Source organism: Dielma fastidiosa (assembly GCF_003475485.1).
In the GTDB taxonomy this organism is placed as follows: domain Bacteria; phylum Bacillota_I; class Bacilli_A; order Erysipelotrichales; family Erysipelotrichaceae; genus Dielma; species Dielma fastidiosa.
Genome location: NZ_QRQL01000001.1, coordinates 85678 through 108630 on the forward strand (window position 1 = coordinate 85678; position 22953 = coordinate 108630).

Sequence of the window (22953 nt, forward strand, 5' to 3'; positions counted from 1 at the left end):
AACCCCTTATTCTATGCATATCTGTGCATTCTGACACATACAGTTTAATGAATAAGGGAGGAACCTAATGAATACCACAGAGATTTTAAAAAATATCGCACAACGTACGGGCGGAGACATATATCTGGGAATAGTCGGACCAGTCCGTGTCGGCAAATCAACATTTATTAAAAAGTTTATGGAAAAGGCTGTTATTCCTTACATCAGTGATGAGTATGAAAAGGCGCGGATGACAGATGAGCTTCCGCAATCCGGTGAAGGTAAGACAATCATGACCACCGAACCGAAATTTGTACCGAATAATGCAGCGACCATTGAATTTGAGGACGGCTTTAACGTTAAAGTAAGACTTGTTGACTGCGTCGGTTATGTTATTCCTGAAGCTAAGGGCTACAAGGATGAGAATGGCATGCGAATGGTGCGTACACCATGGTATGATCAAGCCATACCGTTTAATGAGGCAGCTAAAACAGGCACTCAGAAGGTAATTCAGGATCATTCGACAATTGGTATTGTTGTAACGAGTGACGGCAGCATCACCGATCTGCCGCGGGAAGCTTATGTAGAGGCTGAGCAGGAGGTCATTGATGAGCTGATCGCAATCGGCAAGCCATTCATTGTGATTGTTAATACGACCGATCCTACCAGTGCGGCAGCCAGCGGTGTTGTTGAGAAATTGAAAGAAAAATATGATGTACCGATTCTGGCTATCTCTGTTGAATCGATGAATGAAGTTGATATTCATACAATTTTAAGAGAAGCGCTTTATGAATTCCCGGTATCGGAGATCAACATTCAGCTGCCTCAGTGGGTGGCGGTACTCAGCGATGATCATTGGCTGAAGAAAAATATCAATGCTTCTATTGAGGCGAGCATGTCATCCGTCGACAAGCTGCGTGAGGTTGAAAAAATTACCGATGTGCTCAATGAAAATGAATATATTGACAGCAGCAATCTTTCAACAATTGATCCCGGCAACGGCAACGTGTTTGTCGATATTGTGATTAAGCCAGGATTATACAATGATATTCTTCGAGAAATCATGGGTGTTGAAATCAAGGATAAGGCTGAGTTAATGTCATTGATGCAGGATTTCTCTAAAGCCAAAAAAGAATATGATGCAATCAGTTCCGCATTAAAGATGGTGAAACAAACCGGATATGGCTTTGCCTCGGCGAGTCTGAGTGATATCGAATTATCGACACCGGAAATCATTAAGCAGGGCAATCGCTACGGTGTCAGACTGAAAGCAATCGCGCCGAGCATTCACATGATTAAGGTTGATGTAGAAAGCTCCTTTGAACCAATTATCGGCTCAAAAGAGCAGAGTGAGGAATTAATTAACTATCTGTTAAGAGATCAAGGCAAGGATGATCAGAGTATTTGGGATTCTGATATCTTTGGCCGTAAACTCTCTGATCTGATTCGTGACGGGCTTAATGCCAAGCTTTCCATGATCCCTGAAGCTGCACGGGTGCGCTTACAGGATATTTTAACTAAACTGGTTAATAAAGGAAAGGGAAATGTCATTGCGATAGTCCTATAATTAAGCCTTTATTGAAAATTTATTTATTCGATAAAAGTGTTGAAATAGTAACTGTTTGATGATATTATATATTCATGTTTGGAGGTAATTAACATGAGTGAAGTTTTAAACAAAAAAGGTTTAGTCGAAGTTTTGGCTAATAAACTAGAAATTACAAAAAAGGATGCAACAGTTGCAGTTGATACAGTATTTGAATCTATTACTGCTGCATTAGTTGACGGATCAAAAGTTGACATCAGCGGTTTCGGTAAATTTGAAGTTAAGGAACGTGCGGCACGTACAGGTATTAACCCTGCTACAAAAGAACCACTTCCTATTCCTGCTACAAAAGCTCCTGCATTTAAGGCAGCTAAAGCATTAAAGGATGCTGTTAAATAGAAGCTTCGGCTTCTATTTTTCTTTCTAAGGAGGGACTAGCGTGAACGATATCTATTATCTGCAGTATTTGCTGTATATTGCTGCTTTCGCAGTGATTATGATCGCCAATGCTAGAATGCAGAGCGCCTATCACCGTTATCGTAAAATTGATACTGAAAAGGGATATACCGGCGCGCAGACAGCCCGGATGATCTTGGATGCGAATGGTCTTCAGGATGTAACTGTTCAGTTAAGTAACGGCGGTTCACTTTCTGATCATTACAATCCAATGGATCATACAGTCAATCTGTCACCGGATATTTATTATAAAACATCGATTGCATCAGTTTCGGTTGCGGCTCATGAAGTGGGTCATGCCATCCAGCATAAGGAAGGCTATGGCGCTATTGAATTGAGAAACCGTATTCTGCCATTGGCAAACATAGCCAGTCAGTTGGGCTGGGGTGTGCTGTTTCTGGGCTTGATATTCAGTATTCGGCCTTTGCTGATGCTGGGAATCGCAGCATTATGTATTGTTGCTGTTTTCCAAATCATTACTTTGCCAATTGAATTTAACGCGTCAAAACGCGCCTTAATGCAGCTTGAGAGTTTAGCTATTGTTGATGAAGCGGAACAGGCAGACGCTCAGAGTATGCTTAAAGCAGCGGCATTGACCTATGTGGCGGCATTAATCAATACTGTCTTCCAGATTCTGCGTATGCTGTTGATTTCAGGAAGAAGAAATAACGATTAAAACGGACTTCGGTTCGTTTTTTTTTTAAACAATTAAGTTTTTAATGCTTATATATAACTATAACGGAGGTGGTAGGGTGAGAGTTTTGAAATGGCTTCTGACAATTTGTTTACTGCTGGCTGTTCATTCACTGAAAATAGAAAGTTATAGTGCGACGGATAAAGAAAGGCTGCCTTATGAAATCCAATCAATTGAAATCAGTGAGGAAGGCTTTGTAATTCATGGCTGGGGGATGCTCAGCAGTGTTCAGCATTTCCGTGATGGCAGCGATCATCAATTTGAATTGAAGCTGACAAGTGATCAGGGAGAAGTTTTAGTGCTGCCGGGAACGATTCTGGCAAATGATCAGACTGAGGTTATGCGGACGATGAATGTCAGAAAATGCGGGGATGGTGAATTTAATCAGGATGGGGAAGTCTGCTACTATGATTACCGCAATGTCGGCTTTCAATTTGTCATTCCTTTTGAATTGCTGCAGACAGATACCGCATATTATGCCTCGCTGATCGTTCATGGCCTAAGCAGCGGCATCAGCCGGGAAACATTGATTTATTATCCGACCCTTGTACCGCTTCAAACACAGCGTGATACGGTGATTTATCAGGCATTTTCTGATCTGATCGATACTCAGCTGCGGGTTGCCTATCAGTCGGTATTTGAACGCAGTGAACCGGTAAAAGAAAACGCAAACCGAACAGCTGATACTTTCTGTTCACCAACCTATGGGTATTTTGTCTTTTATGAACCCGGCACGGTTTTTACACATGTTTATGATCGGATTCAAAAAGGCGGTGTGACTTATTACAAGATTCATACAAGCAAGGCGATTGAATGTGTGAACGGCCGTAATGTCTCCCATGAAGGCGAGGATCATGAAAGCTGGATTGCCGGTAATTTTGTTGACTATATCGGTGAACCATTACTCATCAGCGCCTATGAAATCAATAATCCGCCCGAGATTACAATTTTAGCTCATCCGATCATTTATACCGGTGAGGTCATTCATCCGCTTGATTATGCAATTGCTTATGATATTGAGGATGGCGATCTTACGGATCAGCTGCAGATTATTGATGGTGAGGTCATGGATGCGCCCGGCAATTATCTGATAACCTTTTATGTTGAAGACAGTAAGGGGCTGTATGATATCAAACAGATGCTTGTTACAGTGATTGAACCAGATAATTATCCGCCGCTGATTGATGCCAGTGATCATACGATTTATCAATACGATGACTTTGATTACATGAAGGATGTCTCTGCTTATGATTATGAAGATGGCTGGCTGAATGATGTGATCAGCTATACGGGTTATGTAGATACATGGGTTTTGGGTGAATACCCTGTGACTTACTATGTCATGGACAGCGAAGGATTGATTGATACAAAGACAATTATCGTTAAAGTGATCCGCAACCCTCGGGAGAAAATCCGTTACATTGATCAGGATAAACCCTTTTATGAAGAGCCAATACCCAAAAATTGGACACGCAAATACACATATCTGTTCGATATGCTGAAAAATCCTAAGCTGCTCGCTGAGACAAAATTTATCAAATAGACAGGAGAGACAATATGCTCCTGTTTTGTTATTTTTGGCAGAATAATCGTTTGAATATGAGATATAATGAGATATTATTTGATTTTATGTGAAATAATATGAGATATTAAGTTGACATAATGAAATAAAATGATATACTTTGAGTATAAAGAAAGGGGTACCAAGATGAAAAGAAAAGTGATACTCGCAACACACGGCAGCTTAGCGCAGGCGTTGTTAGAGACCACGCAGATGATTATCGGTCCGCATGAGGACATGCTTGCGGTTGGCTTGCAGGCAGGAATGGCACCGGAAGCGTATAAAGAAACGCTTGAAGAGGTTTTTCTGCAATATCCTGATCATGAATTTCTTGTGCTGATTGATATTTTAGGAGGAACACCCTTCAACAGCATTATCGGCAGACTTCAAAAGCCGAATGTGCAGGTTGTAGTAGGTGTCAATCTTGGCATGATGCTGGAGGTTATGCTGAATCAGGAGCATTATGCACTGGATGAATTGGCAGAATTTGCTAAGAACATGGGAATGAAGAGTTTAATGACTAAAAATGAATTATTAAACAGCTTTGCAAAGGAGTGAGTGAAAAATGAGTATTAAGTTTATACGCATCGATGACCGCTTGATTCATGGCCAGGTCGTAACCGCTTGGATCAAGAATTATCAGGCTAAAAAGATTTTAATTATCGATGATCAGGTAGCTGCTGACAGCTTTTTGATCAATGTGCTGAAGATGGTTGCACCTTCCGGTATTGAATTAAGAATTGAGGGAACCGACAATTTGACACAGTTGATTGCGGAATATGAAGCGGATGATAAAAATACAGTGCTGCTGATGAAAACACCGCAGACGGCTCAAAAAGTATTTGACAGCGGTGCTATGCTGAGAGCTTTGAATGTCGGCGGTATGGGCGCTAGTAAAACACGTAAAAATCTTTATAAAAATGTATCTGCCAGTGATGATGAAGTTGCTGTATTAAAAGCAATGGAAGATGCGGGAATCCGTGTTTATTTTCAAGCGACACCAAATGATAAGCAAATTGATTTGAAAAATTTAAAATAAAAAGGGAGGAATATTATGTTCACACAAGCAATCCTGGTTGCACTTTGTACTTGGCTATGTGCATCGGGAATCGAATTTACATGCTGGTCCATTCAGCTTTGTTCACCTATTATCTTCGGCCCGATTATCGGTGCAATCATGGGCGATATGCAGGCGGGACTGATTATCGGATCAATGACTCAGCTAGTATATATGGGAAATATCATGGTTGGCGGCATCAGCTCTGTCGATTATCCAATGGCCGGCTGTGTTGCGACCGCCTTAGCAATTGCAACCCATTCAGGCTATGAAATGGGGGTTACGATTGCGGTATCGTTTGGTTTATTTGGCATGGTCGTAGAAACATCAAAGATGACGCTCAGTTCATTCTTTGTTCACCGAGCGGATACGTGTGCTGAAAATGCAAATACACAGGGGATCTTTTTCTATAATGTAATCTGTCCGCAGATTTTGAATTTCTTTCTCTATTTTATACCAGCCTTCTTATGTGTATACTATGGTGCTGAATATCTGAATGAATTCTTAAACATGCTGCCGGAGGTATTATTAAGCGGTCTTGAAGCGGTTGGTATGCTGCTGCCGGCACTGGGAATCGCGATGCTGCTGAAAGCTTTATTCAGCTTCCGCTTTATTCCATATTTTATTATCGGTTATGTAGTATCTGTCTATTTAGGATTGGGAATCATCCCTGTTTCACTGCTTGGCGGTGCGTTTGCAATTCTTTATTGGTTCAGTTACCGAGATGAACAGGAGGCTTAATCATGGAACAAACAATGGAAAATAACACCGAAAAGAAAATTGAACTGCGCCGTTCAGATTTAATGAAAAGTTTTATGATTTGGGAATTGACATCAGAAATGTGTTTGAGCTATGAGCGTCTGATGTCATTGGGCTTCTGCCATGCCATGGTCCCGATTCTGAAAAGATTATATCCTGATAAAGAGGATTTAGCTGCCGGTCTAACAAGACATATGGCATTCTTTAATACTGAAAATCAATGGGGTGCCTTAATTCCAGGCATGATTGCTTCAATTGAGGAAGAACGGGCTAACGGCATGGATTATTCAGATGAAGTAATCAACGGCTTAAAGATTGGTTTAATGGGACCTTTAGCCGGAGTTGGCGATACGATTACACAGGGGCTTGTCAAAACGATCTTGTTGGCCATTGCTGTTGAAATGGGACTTGCCGGCAATGTATTTGGACCGATTATGTTCTTCTTTGTTTATACTGCCTATATCCTAGGCGTCGGCTATATGATGTATTTCACCGGCTATAAGATGGGCCGCAATGCTTTCAGTAAAATCAACGATGCGGCAATCATCCGCAAACTGACAGACTGCATGGGCATCCTCGGTTTGACGGTAGCCGGCTGCATGGTCGCAAATTATGTGGCAATCTCGACAACGGCAGTCTTTACTTTCGGCGAAACAGTTGTTGAAATTCAGCCGCTGCTTGATGAAATTATGCCGGGATTATTAAGTGTAGGAACTGTTCTGGGCTTGTACGCATTGATCAGAAAGAATGTATCAGTTATTAAAATTATGCTGATTCTTGTGGTGATCGGTATTGCCGGTGCATTCCTTGGTGTGTTCTAAGCTAAAAGGAGAGCGTTAAAATGGATAAAAACTGGATTGAAGAAACATTTAAAACAAAAAAAGCGATTATTGGACTGGTGCATATGCAGCCGCTGCCCGGTGATCCTTATTATGATCAAGAAGGCGGTATGCAGAAGGTGATCGATATGGCACGGGCTGATGTTTTAGCCTTGCAGGAAGGCGGGGTAGACGGCTTATTATTTACCAATGAATTCAGTACACCTTATATGGCTAAGGTAGAATTTGAAACAGTGGCGGCGATGGCCTACGTCATGGGAGCTTTAAGAGCGGAAATTAAGCTGCCTTACGGCAATGACTGCATCAGTGATGATATGGCGAGCATTTCGCTTGCGGCAGCCAGCGGTGCTTTATTTACCCGCGGTGTTTATCATGGCACTTGGGCAACCAGCAGTGGTTTTTGTGACAGCAATGGCGGCGGTGCCGTTCGTTTGAAGCATAATTTAGGGATTGATGATTTTAAATTGATTCATTATTTAATTCCTGAATCAGCTGCTGATGTAGGCGGCCGTGATCCCATCGCCATCATGAAGCCGACGTATTTTCTAAATCAGCCTGACGGTATTGCTGTTGCTGGTATGGTAGCAGGCCAGAAAGTAGATGTCTCAACATTAAAAACATGCCGGGAAGCGTATCCTGATGCGGTGCTGTTTGCAGCCACTGGTGTTAAAATCGATAACGTCCAGGATTACTTGGCTGTTGTTGACGGCGCATTTGTCGGAACAAGCTTCAAAAAAGAAGGTAAATTCAGAAATCAGATCGATGGTGAGCGCGTAAAAGCCTTTATGGATAAGGTAAAGGAACTGCGGAAGATTTATGATTAAGGCTGTCCTATTTGACATGGATGGTGTGCTTTTGGATAGCGAATGGATCTATCTGCATAGCCTGAAAAGCTTATTGGCGAGATTGAATGTTTATGCGGAAATTGATGAATTAGCTGTGGTTGTCGGCATGAAGATGGATGCTATTTCTAATTATTTGATTGCTCATTATCCGCTTCCCTATAAGGCAGAAGAATTGTCGGCGCTGCAGGATGAAGCCTTTGACTGTGAAGTCGCAAAAAGCGTTCTTGAACCGATGCCTGGCCTGTTGTCTTTTCTTGAATTTTTAAAGCGTAAGAACATCAAGATCGCACTAGCTTCATCATCTGAACAAGGATGGATCAATCAGGTGCTGACTGCATTGCATATTGAAGCAGCCTTTGATTTAGTGGTAAGCGGTGAAATGGTAAGCCATTCCAAGCCTCATCCGGAAATCTTTCAAAAAGCGGCAGAACAGCTGGGTGTAGAGACAAATGAATGCCTGGTTATTGAAGATTCTGTCAATGGCATCAATGCCGGCAAAGCAGCAGGCATGCGGGTAATTGGTTATAAGGGTTCTAAAATCATTCAGGATACCTCCAAGGCCGATCTTGAGGTTCACAGCTTTCAGGAACTGATGAATCTGTGATGTTTCCAACAGATAGTGCATTGTCGTTTAATGTGTGAAATGATATAATTCTATTTAAGGGAATCTCTACAGAGAGGGGAATATAAGTGAAATATCAAAGACAAATCGACCTGCTGCAATATATCAATAATAAAGGGACTGTATCCATTGCGGAATTACTGGAGCATTTTCATATTTCAAAAGCTACCTTAAACCGTGATTTAACTGATTTAGAAAAAGAAGAAAGTATCCGCAAGGTTCATGGCGGGGTAGTCAGCAACTTACCGATGCAGACCTTTGAACTGCCAATCAATAAAAAAGAGCTCTATAATAAGGCTTATAAAGAAGCCATCGCCACTCAGGCGGTTTCGCTGATTCAAAGCAATCAGTCAATCATACTGGATTCCGGCAGTACGATTTGGTATCTGGCAAAAGAATTAGTTAAACGCCGTGATATTGAAAATTTAACCGTTATAACCTGTGATTTAAAGGTTGCTTATACACTTGCTGAAGCTGAAAACGATAATCTTTCATTGTTTGTATTAGGCGGCATGAAGCATAAGGAATCCTTTGACCTTTATGGCCCTACGATCGTAGAAATCTTGAAATCATTGAATGTGGATCTCTATTTTATGGGTGTAGCCGCTTTTGATAATAAAACAGGCATCACGCATACCTACCTTGATGATGTGAGTACAAAAAAAGCCATGCTTCAATGTGCAAAAAAGGTAGTTCTATGTGCCGATAGTTCAAAATATGGCTTGGTAAAGCGCTGGAGTATCTGCAATGTTGAAGATGTCGATATGATTATTACTGATAATCATTTAAGTGATGAATCACTTGCCGAAATTAAAGAAAAATGTTCAGAAATAAAATTGGTCAATGAATAGAAGAAAGCCGCATTAATCAGCGGCTTTTTCTGTGTCTGTCATTTCTCTTAGCTTCAGCATAAACCTTTCAGCAGCCTTAGTAAAAATGCTGTATCGTTTCCAGATAATATTTATTTCCGCATGCAAGGAAGGCTGCAGCGGCTTAAAGCAAAGATTGGTATTAGCTGTATTGATGATTTTATCAAAAGCCAATGCATATCCCAAGCCTTCATCAACCATCAGCGAACCATTATACAGCAGGTTATAAGTTGCGACAATATTTAATTTCGTTTTATCCTGTTTAAACCACGCGGGCAGGCTGACATTCTCAATGGAATTTCTGGATACAATCAATGGCTGATCCCATAAATCTTCAGGGGTTACGGCTGACAGATTTGCCAAAAGTGAATCCCGGCGCATTAAGACACCCCATGTATCACAGCTTGGCATTCGCAGTGATTCATATTTGGCAGTATCGACATTATCAAAAACCAAACCAAAGTCAATCAAGCCTTTATCTAATTTTTCCATTACATCACAGCCGTCACCGCTGTGAATATGCAGATGAATGTCCGGATATTGAACACGCAGACTTTGAGCTGCCTCAATTAAAAAGCGCACACCTTCAGTTTCACCGGCACCAATAAAAATATCACCGGCAATTGTTTCATCGGGCAGGGTAATTTCATTCTCGGTTTTCTGCACCAATTCTAATATTTCTTCAGCCCGCTTGCGCAAAATCATTCCTTCTTCAGTTAAAGTAATGCGGCGATTACCGCGGATCAGCAGCTGCTTGCCTAATTCCTCTTCCATATCCTTCAGCTGTCTTGAAAGGGTAGGCTGCGAAAGATGCAGCGACTCGGCAGCCGCGGATATACTTTGTTCTCTTGTAACAGCGAGAAAATACTGCAATACACGTAATTCCATAAATCTTCCTCCTTGATAGAATCATTATAACACCCTTTTTCTATAACTTACAAGCATAGCAATATATTCAATATAAGTATTTGCTATTCATAAAATTAATCATTAAAATTAGGGTATAGATGATCCACAGCTTTTATGGATCAAAAAGGAGGGATTGAATGGCAGATGAACATTTATTAGCGATTATTGTTGATTCATTTTGGAAGATTTTGCTTCCTGGTTTAACAATGACGTTACCTTTAACGATTATTTCATTCACGCTGGCTTTAATGTTAGCAGTTGTCACGGCTCTTGTCCAATTTGCTGATCTTAAGGGATTGAAGCAGTTAGCGCGGTTTTATATTTGGGTTTTCCGCGGCACACCGCTGTTGGTTCAGTTATTTGTTGTTTTTTATGGCTTGCCTAATATCGGCATTTTGATTGATCCTTTTCCTGCCGCGGTACTAGTGTTTTCATTCAATGAAGGAGCTTATTGTGCGGAAACGATTCGCTCAGCCTTAGAATCAGTCCCCAAGGGTCAATTTGAAGCAGGTCTTTGTGTCGGCATGTCCTATATGCAGATTATGCGGCGCATCATTCTTCCACAGGCACTTAGAACCGCGTTTCCGCCATTATCCAATTCATTAATCGCGATGGTTAAGGATACGTCGCTGGCGGCCAATATTACGGTATCAGAAATGTTTATGGCCACACAGCGGATCGTGGCAAGAACATATGAACCTTTACTGCTGTATATTGAGGTTGGTTTGATTTATTTATTATTTTCATCTGTACTGACCTTTTTACAGCGGCTGGGTGAGAAAAAGCTAAGTACATATGGAAATCAGGAGGGCTGACAAATGTTAGAGATAAAAGATCTGCATAAATCATTCGGCAGTCATGAAGTCTTGAAAGGATTAGATTTATCTGTCCAACAGGGGGATGTCGTTGCTGTTCTTGGTCCCAGCGGTTCCGGCAAAACAACGCTTCTGCGCTGTCTCAATTTTCTTGAAACCGCACAAAGCGGGACGATGAATTTTGATGGTGACTTATTTAATCTGAAATATATCACTAAAAAAGAAATTGCCAGTGTAAGAAAAAAAACAGCTTTTGTTTTTCAAAATTATAATTTGTTTCGTAATAAGACAGCACTACAAAATGTAACTGAGGGATTGATTATCGCTCGGAAGCTTTCTAAAAAAGAAGCACTTGAAAAAGGGATGTATGCTTTAGATAAGGTAGGCTTGTCTGCGAAATATGATGCATATCCGCATCAGCTTTCCGGCGGCCAGCAGCAGCGGGTAGCCATTGCCCGCGCACTGGCCAGTGACCCCGAAATCATATATTTTGATGAACCTACTTCGGCGTTAGATCCCACGCTGATTGGAGAAGTATTGTCAGTGATGCGTAAACTGGCGGAAGAAGGAATGACAATGTTAGTCGTCACTCATGAAATGAATTTTGCCAGAAATGTTTCAAATAAGGTTATATTTATGATGGATGGAGAAATCATTGAAACTAAAACAGCTAAGGATTTTTTTAATAATCCTGAGCAGGCATGTATAAAAGCATTTTTGCGAACTTATTTAAACAGTGATGAAGGTTCGCAATCCTATGAATTAAGACGAGTAAACGAGGAGGTATAAAATGAAAAATAAAATATTAAAAATGCTTGTTTTAGCTTTATTTATACTGGGCAGCTTGAATTTGACCAGCTGTTCAAAGGGGAATGATTTATCCTCAAATCCAGAAAGCAGTGACTTATTAGCTCAGATACAAGAGAGAGGTTCAATCATAATCGCAATGGAAGGCACTTGGGCACCATGGACATATCATGATGAAAACGATCAGTTAGTCGGATATGATGTTGAGGTTGCACAATTAATCGCCGATAAGTTGGGCGTAGAAGCAGAATTTGTGGAAGGTGAGTGGGATGGTTTACTTGCTGGTCTTGATGCGGGACGCTATGACATTATGGTAAACGGTGTTGAAATTACGGATGACCGTGCTGAAAAATATGATTTCAGTAAACCTTATGCGTACAACCGCACAGCTGTAATTACTTTAATTAATAATAATGAAATACAGGCAATGAGTGATCTTGAAGGCAAACAGACGGCCAATACTATCTCTAGTACATATGCTGATTTAGCCGAGGCTTATGGTGCTGAAGTAACTGGTGTCGACGATTTGAACCAAACCTTTGAATTACTGCTCAGCGGCCGAATTGATGCAACTTTAAATGCTGAAGTAACTTATTATGATTATATGAAAGCTCATCCGGAAGCGCCGCTTAAGATTGCTGTCTTAACAGAGGAAGCAAGTCAGACAGCGATTCCAATGCGCAAAGAAGCTGCGGCAGAGAGTTTGCGGCAGGCGATAAATGACGCATTGACTGAATTAGAGGCAAATGGTGATTTAACAAGACTTTCTGAGAAATACTTCGGCACAGATATCTCAGTAGAATAAGCAGGTACTATTATGCAACCATCAAAAAGGTTTAATACCTGTTATCAAAATAAAAATGATATGATTCAGAACTTAAAAGATGCCGGCTGCAATCAACAAACAATTGAATGTTTCATGAAACAATTGGCTGAGGGAAGGCTGTCAGAGAGTATCTGTCTGCTGAATAAGCATCGATGCTGCCTGCTGCACAGTCTGCATCAAGAACAAAAACGAATCGATTGTCTTGATTATCTGATTTATATGCTGCAAAGACAGTTTCCAGATTAAAAAAATAATAATGTGTGCAGGCATGCTAAACCTGAAAAGCTGGCGAGCTTAGTCAAAAAGAATTATTTTGAGATTCTTGTTATGCAGACAGTGGGAAGGTGGAAACTAAAAATATAAAATACTATGATAATGCATATAAAGAAAACTATTTGACTTATGGAAATCAAATAGTTAATTTATAGTGTTTCAGCTAGTAAGTAAAGAAATTTCTTCATCATGATTGTATTTAATAATTTTTTGAATGACATCAGCTACACCCTGTTCATTATTACTAACTGTCCGATATTTTGCTAATAATTTCAATTCTGGCGTTGCATTTTCTACTGCAACGCTATTTTCAAATAGTTCGAACATGCTTATGTCATTATAACTATCACCAATGACAACAACATCTTGCTTATCAATTTTTTTCAGTTCACAATAATCTCTCAGCATATCACCTTTCGTTGCTTTCTTATTATTAAGTTCAATATTATTAAAACTAAAACCACTTGTTACATTCAAATCGTAATGAGTTAAATATTCATAAAAATCATCGTAATCTTCATCAGGCAAATAGATAAACTCTAACTTGACTACTTTCTTTTCTTTGATTTTATCTATTGAGCAATTATATGTATCATCACTATATCGCCAAAACATATTAAATTTATCTATAAGCTGCTGTTCAGCGAATTCATTGTTTTTATTCTCATAATTTTTGAAAACCTGATAGAGTTGTGTTTTTGAACAAGTTAGATAGGTTTGATTCTGACAATGAAATTCCAAAAGATAATTTCTTTCAAGTGCTATATTATGTATTAGGTCAACATATCGATTCTCAATGAAATGAGTTTTTAAATCTTCACCAGATATATCACGTAAATCAGCACCATTCAAACAGATTGCGCTGACATCAAAACCAAATTCTTCAAGTAAGATACTTATTTCAAAATAAGATCTTCCACTGCATAATATAAATTGTATACCTTGTTTTTCTGCTTCAAGAATTACTTCTCTTGTTTTTATACTTAACTGTCCTTCATCATCTAGTAATGTACCATCAACATCACTGGCAATTAGTTTAATCATAGCTCTCCTTTTAAAAGAAGGTGCATCTTTATTGATACACCTTTACTCATTACTTAATTTTCTCGTAAACAGCTTTTGAAATTTTAATCAAATGCTTAGCAATCAAAATTTCACTATTAATCGTCATCAACGTATCCTGCGCATGTGAGAAAATCATATAGAATGGTTGACCTTCCATCTCACCGATATAACTTTGCAGAATATCAGTGTGCATAGCATGCGCTTTTACAATTGAATCATTTGCCTTTTTTATATGTTCATCTGCAGTAACAAAATCAAAATCTTCTAAAGCATTTAACGCAAGTTCACATTCACTTCTTGCCTCACCGGCATTGAAGATAATATCAAAAGAGGTTTCAATAATCGTATTTGCCATAATTATTTACTTTCTTCCAATAAACCTGCTTCATTTTTAATTTCTTGTTTTTCATAAATCTTATAGAAAGGGTAGTATATTAACCAAGAAACTACAAATAATCCTAACATCAATGTTACTGCTTTTATTGATTGAGTTCCAAGCCAAGTCACAAATGGGAACGGCATACACCAGAAACCTGAGAAGTCAGTAACTGGGATTGGCGCAAAATGAATAATTTTTGTAAAGAACCACATTAACAGAGGAATAATGATACCATTCAACCACATTGGAATCATTAAATATGGATTCCATGCAATCATACCAAATACAATTGGTTCATTAATATTGAAAATACTTGGGGCAATACTTGCACGGCTTAAACCGGCTATTTTCTTTGATTTTGATCTCAATGACATTATATTTAATGCTAAAGTATTACCAATACCGCCAAACGCATAGTATGAACAATAAATGGTTGCAGAAGTATAAAGATTCAACATCGCTGGATCGGTAATTCCTGATTTAGCCATGCCAATATTAGCAACAATAGCCATCGTCAAAATTGGGTTTGTAATAGGGGTTAATACCCAGCAGGAAATACCCATTGAATAAACAAATGCTTCAAAGAATAGTAGGAAAGTCAATCCATACCAAGTTTGTGCTACATTAACAATAGGTGAAAATGCTCTTTGTAATAATACGAAAATATCAATTCCTAGCATATCAACAATAGTCCACATACCTATAACACAAATTGCACAAGGGAGTAATTGGTCAAACCACGCACGTACGAAATCTGGCATTGCTGAATCAGGTTTGAAGAATGAGAATTTCCCAAATTTTTCTAATACAATAGCTGAAATTACACCACTAAGCATCGCAGCTAACATACCGCCAGCACCTAATGCTGTCTGTGCTAAACCTACAGTTCCTTCAGCTAAAACGCTGGGATTTACAATGATAAAGAAACATGAAATAGAGGTCATGATAGCAGCTACACGCTGTCTTCTTAGTTTCTTTCTTTCTAAATAGTTAATAGGAATTAATACAGCAATGAATATACTGAGTAATCCCATTGTCCATCCCCAAGGTGTCCAGAAGTTATAGAACCATTCCCAGCCTAATAAATCAGCAGGAACTGTTAATAAACAAAGAATAGATCCTAACAAGGTCATAGGCAATGTTTGCATCAATGAATCTTTCAAAACATTAATCCAAATATTTCTATTTAGGACTTCCATAGCAGGGACTAATTTTTGTTCAAATAATGATAAAATTTTATTCATATTTGCCATCCTCCTTTAAACACTCTAACAAATGTTCTAAACATTCTGCACCATTCAGTGATTTATAATAATCAGGTTTCATAAGCACAGGTGTTACATTGAACTCCTCACAGTTTTCTTCAATTCCTTTCATTAAATAGGCAAGGTGAGGGCCTACCATGATTGCATCTACTTCTTCAATATAATCATCAATCAATGATTCACTCTTAGCAACGACATCCATTTCTAAGCCTTTTTTAGCAGCGCCTTCACGTAACGCTTTAGCCATAAAACCACTGCTGAAGCCTCCGCCGCAAACCAACAATACGCTAAATTTTTTCATTCAAAATCATCTCCTTTGTATCTCTACTTGTATTTTAACATCTTGTTTTTTATTTACATTTTTTATTTAGATATGTACTTTAACATTTTTATTTAATGTAAAAATACTTGAATTGTAAAATATCAAACCATCATTTTTTTCCTAATACTAAGAAATTATTAGACTGATTATTCACTTAGATAGCTTGTATCGCCAATTATATCAATTGTATAAGTTCCATCTTGATAGGTTACAATGGAAACAGAACAATTTGAAATTTCATCAGAACCATCATATACACCAGGTGCAATTAATTCTAATATCGTTGGAATCTGGCTTCCAGATGATACAACAAGAACATTGCCACCACCTGCAGCTAGAGATTCTTCAACAAGCTGATCCATTGCTTTTTGAGCACGCTCTAAAATTTCATCATAAGTCTCAGCGGCACCAATGGGATCATTTTTCGCAATTGCATCAGCTAAGGCGCGATCGCCGCCATAATACTCTAAAACTTTTCCATATTCCGACCAGTATGGGTCAAATTGTGCACCTGCTTCGGCAAAAATAGGGTCCCACATTTCAGCATTCATTTTGCCTTCATAACCACCATAATTCCATTCATTAAAACCCACATGTTCGACAATTTGAGGAATATCATTATTGTTTTCACCTAAAATTAATTGAGCAGTCTTTCTTTGACGTCCAAGCTCACCAGTATAAGCTGTAGTAAATTGAACATCTGCCAATCCTTTTCCTAAAGTTATCGCTTGCTCGATGCCTTTTTCAGTTAATGGGGTATCAGCAAACCCTTGAACTTGATCTGTGGAGTTAAAAAAAGTTTTCCCATGCCGGACAAAGTAAATTTGCAGCACTTTGTTTTCTTCAGGCGTAGGAGCAGGCTCATTTGTTTTTGCACATCCTGTTAGAATAGAGCCGGCGAGGGTAAGCGAAAGCATAATCGCAGATATTTTTTTCATTTTCATTTCCTCCTTTTATTAAGTTATTAAGCTAAATTTTCGCCATTTGAAGCAATAACGCTCTTATACCATTCAAATGAATCTTTTTTTATTCTTCTGCCATCACCAGTTCCATCATCTTGTTTATTAACATAGATAAAACCATATCGTTTTTTCATTTCACCAGTCGTTGCACTTACTAAATCAATAGGTCCCCACATTAAATAGCCCATTAAATTAACACCATCATCGATGGCATTACGCATCTCTACAAAATGTTTTCTCAGATATTCAATGCGATATGGATCATGAACCTTGCCATTTGAATCTAACTCATCAACTGCACCTAAACCATTTTCAGTAATAATCATCGGAATCCCATGATATCTGCGATCTAAATAATTTAATAAATAACGTAAACCTACAGGATCAATTTTCCAACCCCAATCGCTGGCTTCTAAATATGGATTGCTAATGCCCGCTAATACGCCGTCAATTTTTTCGTTTTCCTTGACTACCACAGAAGGGCTAACTGAAGAAGAATAGTAGTTTAATCCTAAAAAGTCAACTTTACCATTTAATAAAACCTGCCTATCCTTTTCACTTATTTCTAAATGGATGCCATTTTTTTCATATTCTGCTAATTTATATCTCGGAAAGATGCCATTTACAAATGTATCCATTTGATAGAAGTCACGATTCGTATCAAAGAATGCCTGTAAATTATCTGCCGGATGACAGGTTTGCGGATAGTAGCAGGTTAAGCCGAAAACACCGCCGATTTGGAAGCTAGGATCGATTTCTTTAGCAGCTGCGACCACTTTCGCACTTGCTAAAGTCATGTTGTAGCCAATAGTTGCCAGATCCTGTTTAGGATTTTTAATCACATCATATTCAACGCCAGCTAACATATAAGTAAAAATACTATCAAAATCACAAGAGGGGTCAAGGTGATTAATCTCATTAAAGGTAACCCAATATTTTACTTTTCCTTTATATTCATTAAATAAGGTCGTACAATGGCGAACAAACAAATCGATGGTTTTGCGGTTCAGCCAGCCGTTATATTCTCTTACAATATGTAAAGGCATTTCAAAATGAAATAAAGTAATAATCGGCTCAATTCCGCAAGCAAGTAATTGATCGATAACTTGGGTATAATGGTCTAATCCTTTTTGATTTGGTTTTTCATCATCACCATTTGGATAAATTCTTGACCAGTCAATTGAAATACGCAATGCTTTGAATCCCATTTCTTTAAATAGTTTGATGTCTTCTGGATAAGTATGGTAAAAATCAATGCCTTCATGATTTGGATAATATTCGCCTTCAACAATCTCTTTTGTTACTCGTCGAGCCTTTGAAAAAGTTCCGCCTGTCAGATAATCAATGGCACTGGGACCTTTTCCATCTTCCTGCCAAGCTCCTTCACATTGGTGAGCTGCTATGCTTCCACCCCAAATAAAATTATCTGGAAATTTTTTATAATTCATTTTGTACCTCTTATTCTAGGTTTTCACCATTGGATTTAATAACTTGATTAAACCAATTGAAACTATCTTTTTTAATTCTCTTGCCACTTCCATTACCATAATCATCAATATCGACATAGATAAAGCCATATCGTTTGCTCATTTCACTGCTTGAACAGCTCACGATATCAAGAGGACCCCAGGCATAATAACCACGTAAATCAACGCCGTCTTTGATTGCTTCTTTCATGGCTTCGAAATGTTTACGATAGAAATCCAAACGATACTCATCATGTATTTCTCCATTTTCTAATTGATCAAATAATCCGATACCATTTTCAGTAATATAAATTGGACATTGATAACGATCATAAAAAACATTTAGCAGGGTACGAAGACCCTTAGGATCTATACTCCATCCCCATGATGTCGCTTCTAATTCATTGTTCATAAAAGTTTTATTTCCGTTCTCAAAGTGTTCTTTGTCTACAACACCTGTATAATAATAAGAGAAAGTGAAATAATCACTTGTATTTTTCAGCATTTCTTCGTTTTCTTTATTAATTTGAATGTTATAACCATTTTCTTCAAAGAAATGCCAAGCGTAACCTGGGATTTTACCTCTTAATAATACGTCACTATAGAATACTTCCATTTGATTATGTCGTAAAGCCGCCAATACATCTTCAGGTTTACAGGTTGCTGCATAATCATAACCATCACATAACATACAACCGATTTTCACATCTGGATAATTTTCATGTGCATATTTACTTATTCGAGCACAACCAATCATTTCATTAAGAACCCCTTGATATTTTGCCTCTGCCATATTATCTACTTTATCGCAGGGGATACCTAGATGAAGAATGGATTCATGACTAATTAAGTTGATTTGATTTACATTAATCCAAAGCTTTACTTTTTCATGATAACGATCTAAGATAACCTTTCCGAATCTTTCAAAACAATCAATCGTTTCTTCCTGATACCATCCACGATATTTCAAAACCAGATTAACCGGCATCTCATAATGACTCATCGTTATCATTGGCTCCATGCCATTTGCGATAATTTCATCAATCAAGTCATCATAGAACTTTAATCCTTCTTCATTTGGTTCTGCATCATCTCCATTTGGAAAAATACGCGCCCAATTAATCGATGTACGATAAGAATTTAATCCAAGTCCAAATTTTCCTAATAGCTTTAAATCTTCTTTATAAGTATGATAGAAGTCTATTCCTCTGCGTTTTGGATAATTACCTTCATTATCTTGAATAGCAAACTCTACAACTTCAGAGTCCATTTCTTTATTACCTTTTTTTGATAAAGGCAAGTCATTTCTAAATCTTGTTAAATCTGAAATACACAATCCTTTTCCACCTTCTAAATAAGCACCTTCCATTTGATTAGCAGCAAAACCGCCTCCCCATAGAAAATTTTCAGGGAATTTATTATTTACACGACTCATAACGTCACCTCCGTAAACACATTATATTATTCCTTGGAATAAGAATTAAATTTTATTTTGATGCCATGCTAGGATGATTATTGTAATGAAAAAAAGAAACAAAATGAGAAATTAATAATTTCCGATTTTTTCCTATTGCATGGAAAATAATTATCATTTTAAAGGGAAGGGGGTATGGTATAATCTTCATATGAAAATATCAAATAAAGCTCTATTGCTTCTTTTAGAAAATAGTCAAGATTGGCACGACGCAGCAAGTATTGCTGATATTTTTGGTGTATCAGCAAAGACTGTATCTAATTATGTTAAAAGAATTAATGACTATAAAGAAAACTTAATTTTATCTTCAAATAAAGGTTATATGTTAAATCATGAAATCAATATTGAAAATGAAAGAAATTCACTATTCTTTAATGATGATTCAAAAAGTCGTGTAAATTACATATTAAAAAATCTTCTAAGAGAAGATGGAAGAATATCTACATACTTTTTAGCTGACACTATGTTTATTTCTGATTCACATTTAGAAACTTTGCTTAAACAAGTAAAGAGAAATATTTCAAAATTTGATTTGGTCTTGGGAAGAAAAAGAAATGTTATATTTTTAGAAGGATCAGAAATCAATAAACGAAAATTATTATCAAGCTTACTTCAAAAAGAGAATAATAATTTTTTTGAAATCAGTAATAATTTCTATTTTTCTAATATTCCTAATATAAAGGATTATATTGAGCAATTGTCAACGATACTAAACAAGTATGAAGTGTATGTTAACGATTATAACTATATAACGCTTATTAGTTATCTGTGCATTTTAGTAGAAAGAATTAGTGATAATAATGTTCTTGATAGTGATATTGCACCAACATATAAGATATATTCTGAACAAGATATGTTTAAAGAGATAAAAATTATTACTGAAAATTTCTTTAATATTAAAATAAATGATTATGAAATGCACTATTTGACTTTAATCATTTGTAACAATTGTACTTCAATAAATCCAAAAGAAATTACTTTAGACAATATCGCTAAATTTGTTCCTCAAGAAATAATTGATCAAACTCTTTTAGCCTTAGTAAAATTAGAGAATTACTATCACTTGTCACAATTTGGAGAAGATTTTAAGGTGAAAATAATTCTGCATACACTGTTAATGATTGATCGAATAAAAAGTACCAATACTCAAAGTAATAGTATGTTAACTACAATCAAAACGAAATATCCATTTATTTATGAAATGTCAATTTACTTTGTTAAAGAAATGTTTAAAGAAGATTATATCAAAGTTCCAGACAGTGAAATTACTTTTTTGGCAATTCACATAGGTGCTTATATAAACGATAATTATATATCTAATGATAAGTTGAATTGTGTCTTTGTTCATATGAATTATCATGACTACTTCATTAAACAAATAAATGAGATTACAAAGAAATTTGAAGATTCAATTCAAATTGTAGCATCTTTTAATGCTAAGTTTATTGAACAAATGCCGAAAAATGTAGATTTTATCATAACTAATTATCCTTTCTTAAAAAATGATGATTTTCCAATTGTATATGTTGATGAAATTTTATCACCTAAAAATATCAATGAAATTCATCATTTCATCGAAACTTTAAAGAATCAAAAGCAGAAACAAATATTTAAAGATTCATTAAAAACATTTTTATCTGAAAAATTATTCTATCGTAATATTCAGATGCGCAATGTTGAAGGATATGAAGATATTATTAATATGATTACTGATGATGCTGAGAAATTAGGATTATGTCATAGTGAATTTAAAAAAGAAGTTTTTGATAGGGAACGCCTATCTTCAACTGCATATGATAGTTCAATTGCTATTCCACATTCTTTGTACAGTAATTGTAAAAGTTCATTTCTTGCGATTGCAATAAATGATGAACCTGTTTATTGGGATGATCATAAAGTAAATATTATTTTGTTAATAGGTGTAAAATCTGGAGATGAAGATTTCTTCAAGATAATAGTTGATAATATTATTCCTTTCTTTTCTGAAAACTCCAATATACTAAAATGTCTATCAATTAATTCATATGATGAATTTATAGAAAAATTAACTGTTGAAATTTTTGATTAAATATTACAATTTAACCTTGAGGAACTGGCAAATAGAAAAATCTGTTTGCCTTTACTTTTGTTTATAGCATAGCTGATGAGAAATCAATTAAGGGGGAGGGGAACAACTGAAATTAAATAGGGAAATAGTTTACATTATTAGTTTATATGCGCTATCTAAGAAAGATAATATGAGTAGTGTTAATTGATATATATAATTAGAAAGTAAAAAATTTTATTAGATAAAATAAATTGATATAAGTATAAGATTACCTTAAATAATCCATAGTTCTATATTTGAATGCATATAATTAATCAAGAGGCACAAATGAGTTTATCATAATAAATTCACGAGGAACATACATATTGAGTTTAATGTTTAGAGGTTTGAAGTCAGGTATTACTTCGCATAATATAAATTATGTTATATTAATACACTTATAATATAAGAGAATAAAGAAAGAATAAGCCCGATATCTTAATCATTGGCTTATTCTTAGAAAGTTTATTCGTATTTTATAAATTCAATATGATTGGCAGCCATCTGTTTAATGCGTGCTAAACTATAAACATCATAGCCTTCAGCGGCCAGCCGCTCACGTCCTGGCTGAAATGATTTCTCAATAATAATAGCGATACCGCTAATTTCTGCGTTAGCCTGCTTCACAATATTAATTGCACCAAGGGCTGCTTCACCATTAGCGAGAAAATCATCGACAAATAATAATTTTTCACCTTCATGAATATAGTTCTTACTGGCGGTCAGTGTATAATCCTTATTTTTAGTAAAAGAATGCACCTGACACTGATATAGCTCGTCGTTTAATATGCTTGAAGTTGCTTTTTTAAAGAATACGAGTGGAACATTCAGCTGGTAAGCGACCATGAGTGCCGGGGCGATACCGCTTGCTTCTATTGTGATAATTTTATCAATCTTTTTATCTTTAAAATGCTCAAGTATATCCGCTGCCATTAAGTACATTAAATTTGGATCTATTTGATGATTCAAAAATGTATCAACCTTTAATACCTGCTCATTGATAGCACTGCCATATTTTAAAATAGCTTCTTCTAATTGCTTCATAATTACCTCCAAGCTTGATTTGACTCTTACATA

Annotated in this window: 25 protein-coding genes; 16 read left to right on the forward strand and 9 right to left on the reverse strand. The window is 36.8% G+C overall.

Annotation, left to right across the window (positions count from 1 at the left end):
• Positions 1-67 precede the first annotated feature (67 nt).
• The 11 genes from spoIVA to DWZ33_RS00540 all read left to right on the forward strand — a co-directional run bounded on the left by spoIVA (position 68) and on the right by DWZ33_RS00540 (position 9209).
• Positions 68-1546, forward strand: a complete 1479-nt coding sequence (gene spoIVA, locus DWZ33_RS00490) for a stage IV sporulation protein A (protein WP_022939623.1) — start codon at positions 68-70, stop codon at positions 1544-1546.
• 93 nt (positions 1547-1639) lie between these two features.
• The gene (locus tag DWZ33_RS00495; RefSeq protein ID WP_022939622.1) at positions 1640-1924 is read left to right on the forward strand and encodes an HU family DNA-binding protein; all 285 of its coding nucleotides are present in this window, start codon (positions 1640-1642) and stop codon (positions 1922-1924) included.
• Positions 1925-1964: 40 nt separating this feature from the next.
• Positions 1965-2657, forward strand: coding sequence for a zinc metallopeptidase (locus tag DWZ33_RS00500; RefSeq protein ID WP_244925823.1), 693 nt, complete (start codon positions 1965-1967; stop codon positions 2655-2657).
• Between the two features lie 76 nt (positions 2658-2733).
• Positions 2734-4218, forward strand: coding sequence for a DUF5011/hyalin repeat domain-containing protein (locus DWZ33_RS00505; RefSeq protein ID WP_182425447.1), 1485 nt, complete (start codon positions 2734-2736; stop codon positions 4216-4218).
• A gap of 165 nt (positions 4219-4383) precedes the next feature.
• Positions 4384-4794 carry a PTS sugar transporter subunit IIA gene (locus DWZ33_RS00510; RefSeq protein ID WP_022939619.1) on the forward strand — a complete coding sequence of 137 codons (411 nt, stop codon included), beginning with the start codon at positions 4384-4386 and terminating at the stop codon, positions 4792-4794.
• Between the two features lie 7 nt (positions 4795-4801).
• A complete protein-coding gene (locus DWZ33_RS00515; protein WP_022939618.1) occupies positions 4802-5275 on the forward strand; it encodes a PTS sugar transporter subunit IIB in 474 nt (157 codons plus the stop codon).
• 15 nt (positions 5276-5290) lie between these two features.
• A complete protein-coding gene (locus DWZ33_RS00520; RefSeq protein WP_022939617.1) occupies positions 5291-6034 on the forward strand; it encodes a PTS mannose/fructose/sorbose/N-acetylgalactosamine transporter subunit IIC in 744 nt (247 codons plus the stop codon).
• A 2-nt stretch (positions 6035-6036) separates the two neighbouring features.
• Complete coding sequence (locus DWZ33_RS00525) at positions 6037-6873, forward strand: PTS system mannose/fructose/sorbose family transporter subunit IID (RefSeq protein WP_022939616.1); 837 nt, start codon at positions 6037-6039, stop codon at positions 6871-6873.
• Between the two features lie 20 nt (positions 6874-6893).
• The gene (locus DWZ33_RS00530) at positions 6894-7715 is read left to right on the forward strand and encodes a BtpA family protein (RefSeq protein ID WP_022939615.1); all 822 of its coding nucleotides are present in this window, start codon (positions 6894-6896) and stop codon (positions 7713-7715) included.
• Positions 7708-8340 (forward strand): HAD family hydrolase, encoded by a 633-nt coding sequence (locus DWZ33_RS00535; RefSeq protein WP_118453438.1) that lies wholly within the window; start codon positions 7708-7710, stop codon positions 8338-8340. Before DWZ33_RS00530 ends, DWZ33_RS00535 begins: the two co-directional genes overlap by 8 nt.
• Before the next feature lie 86 nt (positions 8341-8426).
• Complete coding sequence (locus DWZ33_RS00540) at positions 8427-9209, forward strand: DeoR/GlpR family DNA-binding transcription regulator (RefSeq protein ID WP_022939613.1); 783 nt, start codon at positions 8427-8429, stop codon at positions 9207-9209.
• A 12-nt stretch (positions 9210-9221) separates the two neighbouring features.
• Here the strand turns inward: DWZ33_RS00540 and DWZ33_RS00545 are convergent, their stop codons facing one another.
• Positions 9222-10115, reverse strand: a complete 894-nt coding sequence (locus DWZ33_RS00545; protein ID WP_022939612.1) for a LysR family transcriptional regulator — start codon at positions 10113-10115, stop codon at positions 9222-9224.
• Between the two features lie 158 nt (positions 10116-10273).
• Here DWZ33_RS00545 and DWZ33_RS00550 point away from each other — a divergent pair, with 158 nt between their 5' ends.
• The 4 genes from DWZ33_RS00550 to DWZ33_RS00565 are packed head-to-tail and all read left to right on the forward strand — an operon-like array spanning position 10274 to position 12830.
• Positions 10274-10951, forward strand: coding sequence for an amino acid ABC transporter permease (locus tag DWZ33_RS00550; RefSeq protein ID WP_118453439.1), 678 nt, complete (start codon positions 10274-10276; stop codon positions 10949-10951).
• A 3-nt stretch (positions 10952-10954) separates the two neighbouring features.
• Positions 10955-11740 (forward strand): amino acid ABC transporter ATP-binding protein, encoded by a 786-nt coding sequence (locus DWZ33_RS00555; RefSeq protein WP_118453440.1) that lies wholly within the window; start codon positions 10955-10957, stop codon positions 11738-11740.
• A gap of 1 nt (position 11741) precedes the next feature.
• Positions 11742-12563, forward strand: a complete 822-nt coding sequence (locus DWZ33_RS00560) for a transporter substrate-binding domain-containing protein (protein WP_118453441.1) — start codon at positions 11742-11744, stop codon at positions 12561-12563.
• A 12-nt stretch (positions 12564-12575) separates the two neighbouring features.
• Positions 12576-12830, forward strand: a complete 255-nt coding sequence (locus tag DWZ33_RS00565) for a hypothetical protein (protein WP_118453442.1) — start codon at positions 12576-12578, stop codon at positions 12828-12830.
• A gap of 186 nt (positions 12831-13016) precedes the next feature.
• On the opposite strand, the gene DWZ33_RS00570 is transcribed toward DWZ33_RS00565, so the two are convergent.
• The 7 genes from DWZ33_RS00570 to DWZ33_RS00600 form a co-directional block, all read right to left on the reverse strand.
• Entirely contained in the window at positions 13017-13901 is an 885-nt protein-coding gene (locus DWZ33_RS00570; protein WP_118453443.1) for an HAD family hydrolase, read from the reverse strand.
• 49 nt (positions 13902-13950) lie between these two features.
• Positions 13951-14277: a PTS lactose/cellobiose transporter subunit IIA gene (locus DWZ33_RS00575; RefSeq protein WP_118453444.1), complete on the reverse strand. Its 327-nt coding sequence runs from the start codon at positions 14275-14277 to the stop codon at positions 13951-13953.
• Positions 14278-14279: 2 nt separating this feature from the next.
• Entirely contained in the window at positions 14280-15545 is a 1266-nt protein-coding gene (locus DWZ33_RS00580; RefSeq protein ID WP_118453445.1) for a PTS sugar transporter subunit IIC, read from the reverse strand.
• Entirely contained in the window at positions 15538-15867 is a 330-nt protein-coding gene (locus DWZ33_RS00585; RefSeq protein WP_118453446.1) for a PTS sugar transporter subunit IIB, read from the reverse strand. Before DWZ33_RS00585 ends, DWZ33_RS00580 begins: the two co-directional genes overlap by 8 nt.
• Positions 15868-16034: 167 nt before the next feature.
• Positions 16035-16826 (reverse strand): histidine phosphatase family protein, encoded by a 792-nt coding sequence (locus tag DWZ33_RS00590; protein WP_118453447.1) that lies wholly within the window; start codon positions 16824-16826, stop codon positions 16035-16037.
• Positions 16827-16852: 26 nt separating this feature from the next.
• Positions 16853-18298: a glycoside hydrolase family 1 protein gene (locus DWZ33_RS00595; RefSeq protein WP_118453448.1), complete on the reverse strand. Its 1446-nt coding sequence runs from the start codon at positions 18296-18298 to the stop codon at positions 16853-16855.
• A 10-nt stretch (positions 18299-18308) separates the two neighbouring features.
• Positions 18309-19751 carry a glycoside hydrolase family 1 protein gene (locus tag DWZ33_RS00600; RefSeq protein ID WP_118453449.1) on the reverse strand — a complete coding sequence of 481 codons (1443 nt, stop codon included), beginning with the start codon at positions 19749-19751 and terminating at the stop codon, positions 18309-18311.
• Positions 19752-19941: 190 nt separating this feature from the next.
• Here DWZ33_RS00600 and DWZ33_RS00605 point away from each other — a divergent pair, with 190 nt between their 5' ends.
• Complete coding sequence (locus tag DWZ33_RS00605; RefSeq protein WP_182425449.1) at positions 19942-21858, forward strand: BglG family transcription antiterminator; 1917 nt, start codon at positions 19942-19944, stop codon at positions 21856-21858.
• A 483-nt stretch (positions 21859-22341) separates the two neighbouring features.
• Here the strand turns inward: DWZ33_RS00605 and DWZ33_RS00610 are convergent, their stop codons facing one another.
• Complete coding sequence (locus DWZ33_RS00610; protein WP_118453451.1) at positions 22342-22920, reverse strand: xanthine phosphoribosyltransferase; 579 nt, start codon at positions 22918-22920, stop codon at positions 22342-22344.
• Positions 22921-22953 lie beyond the last annotated feature (33 nt).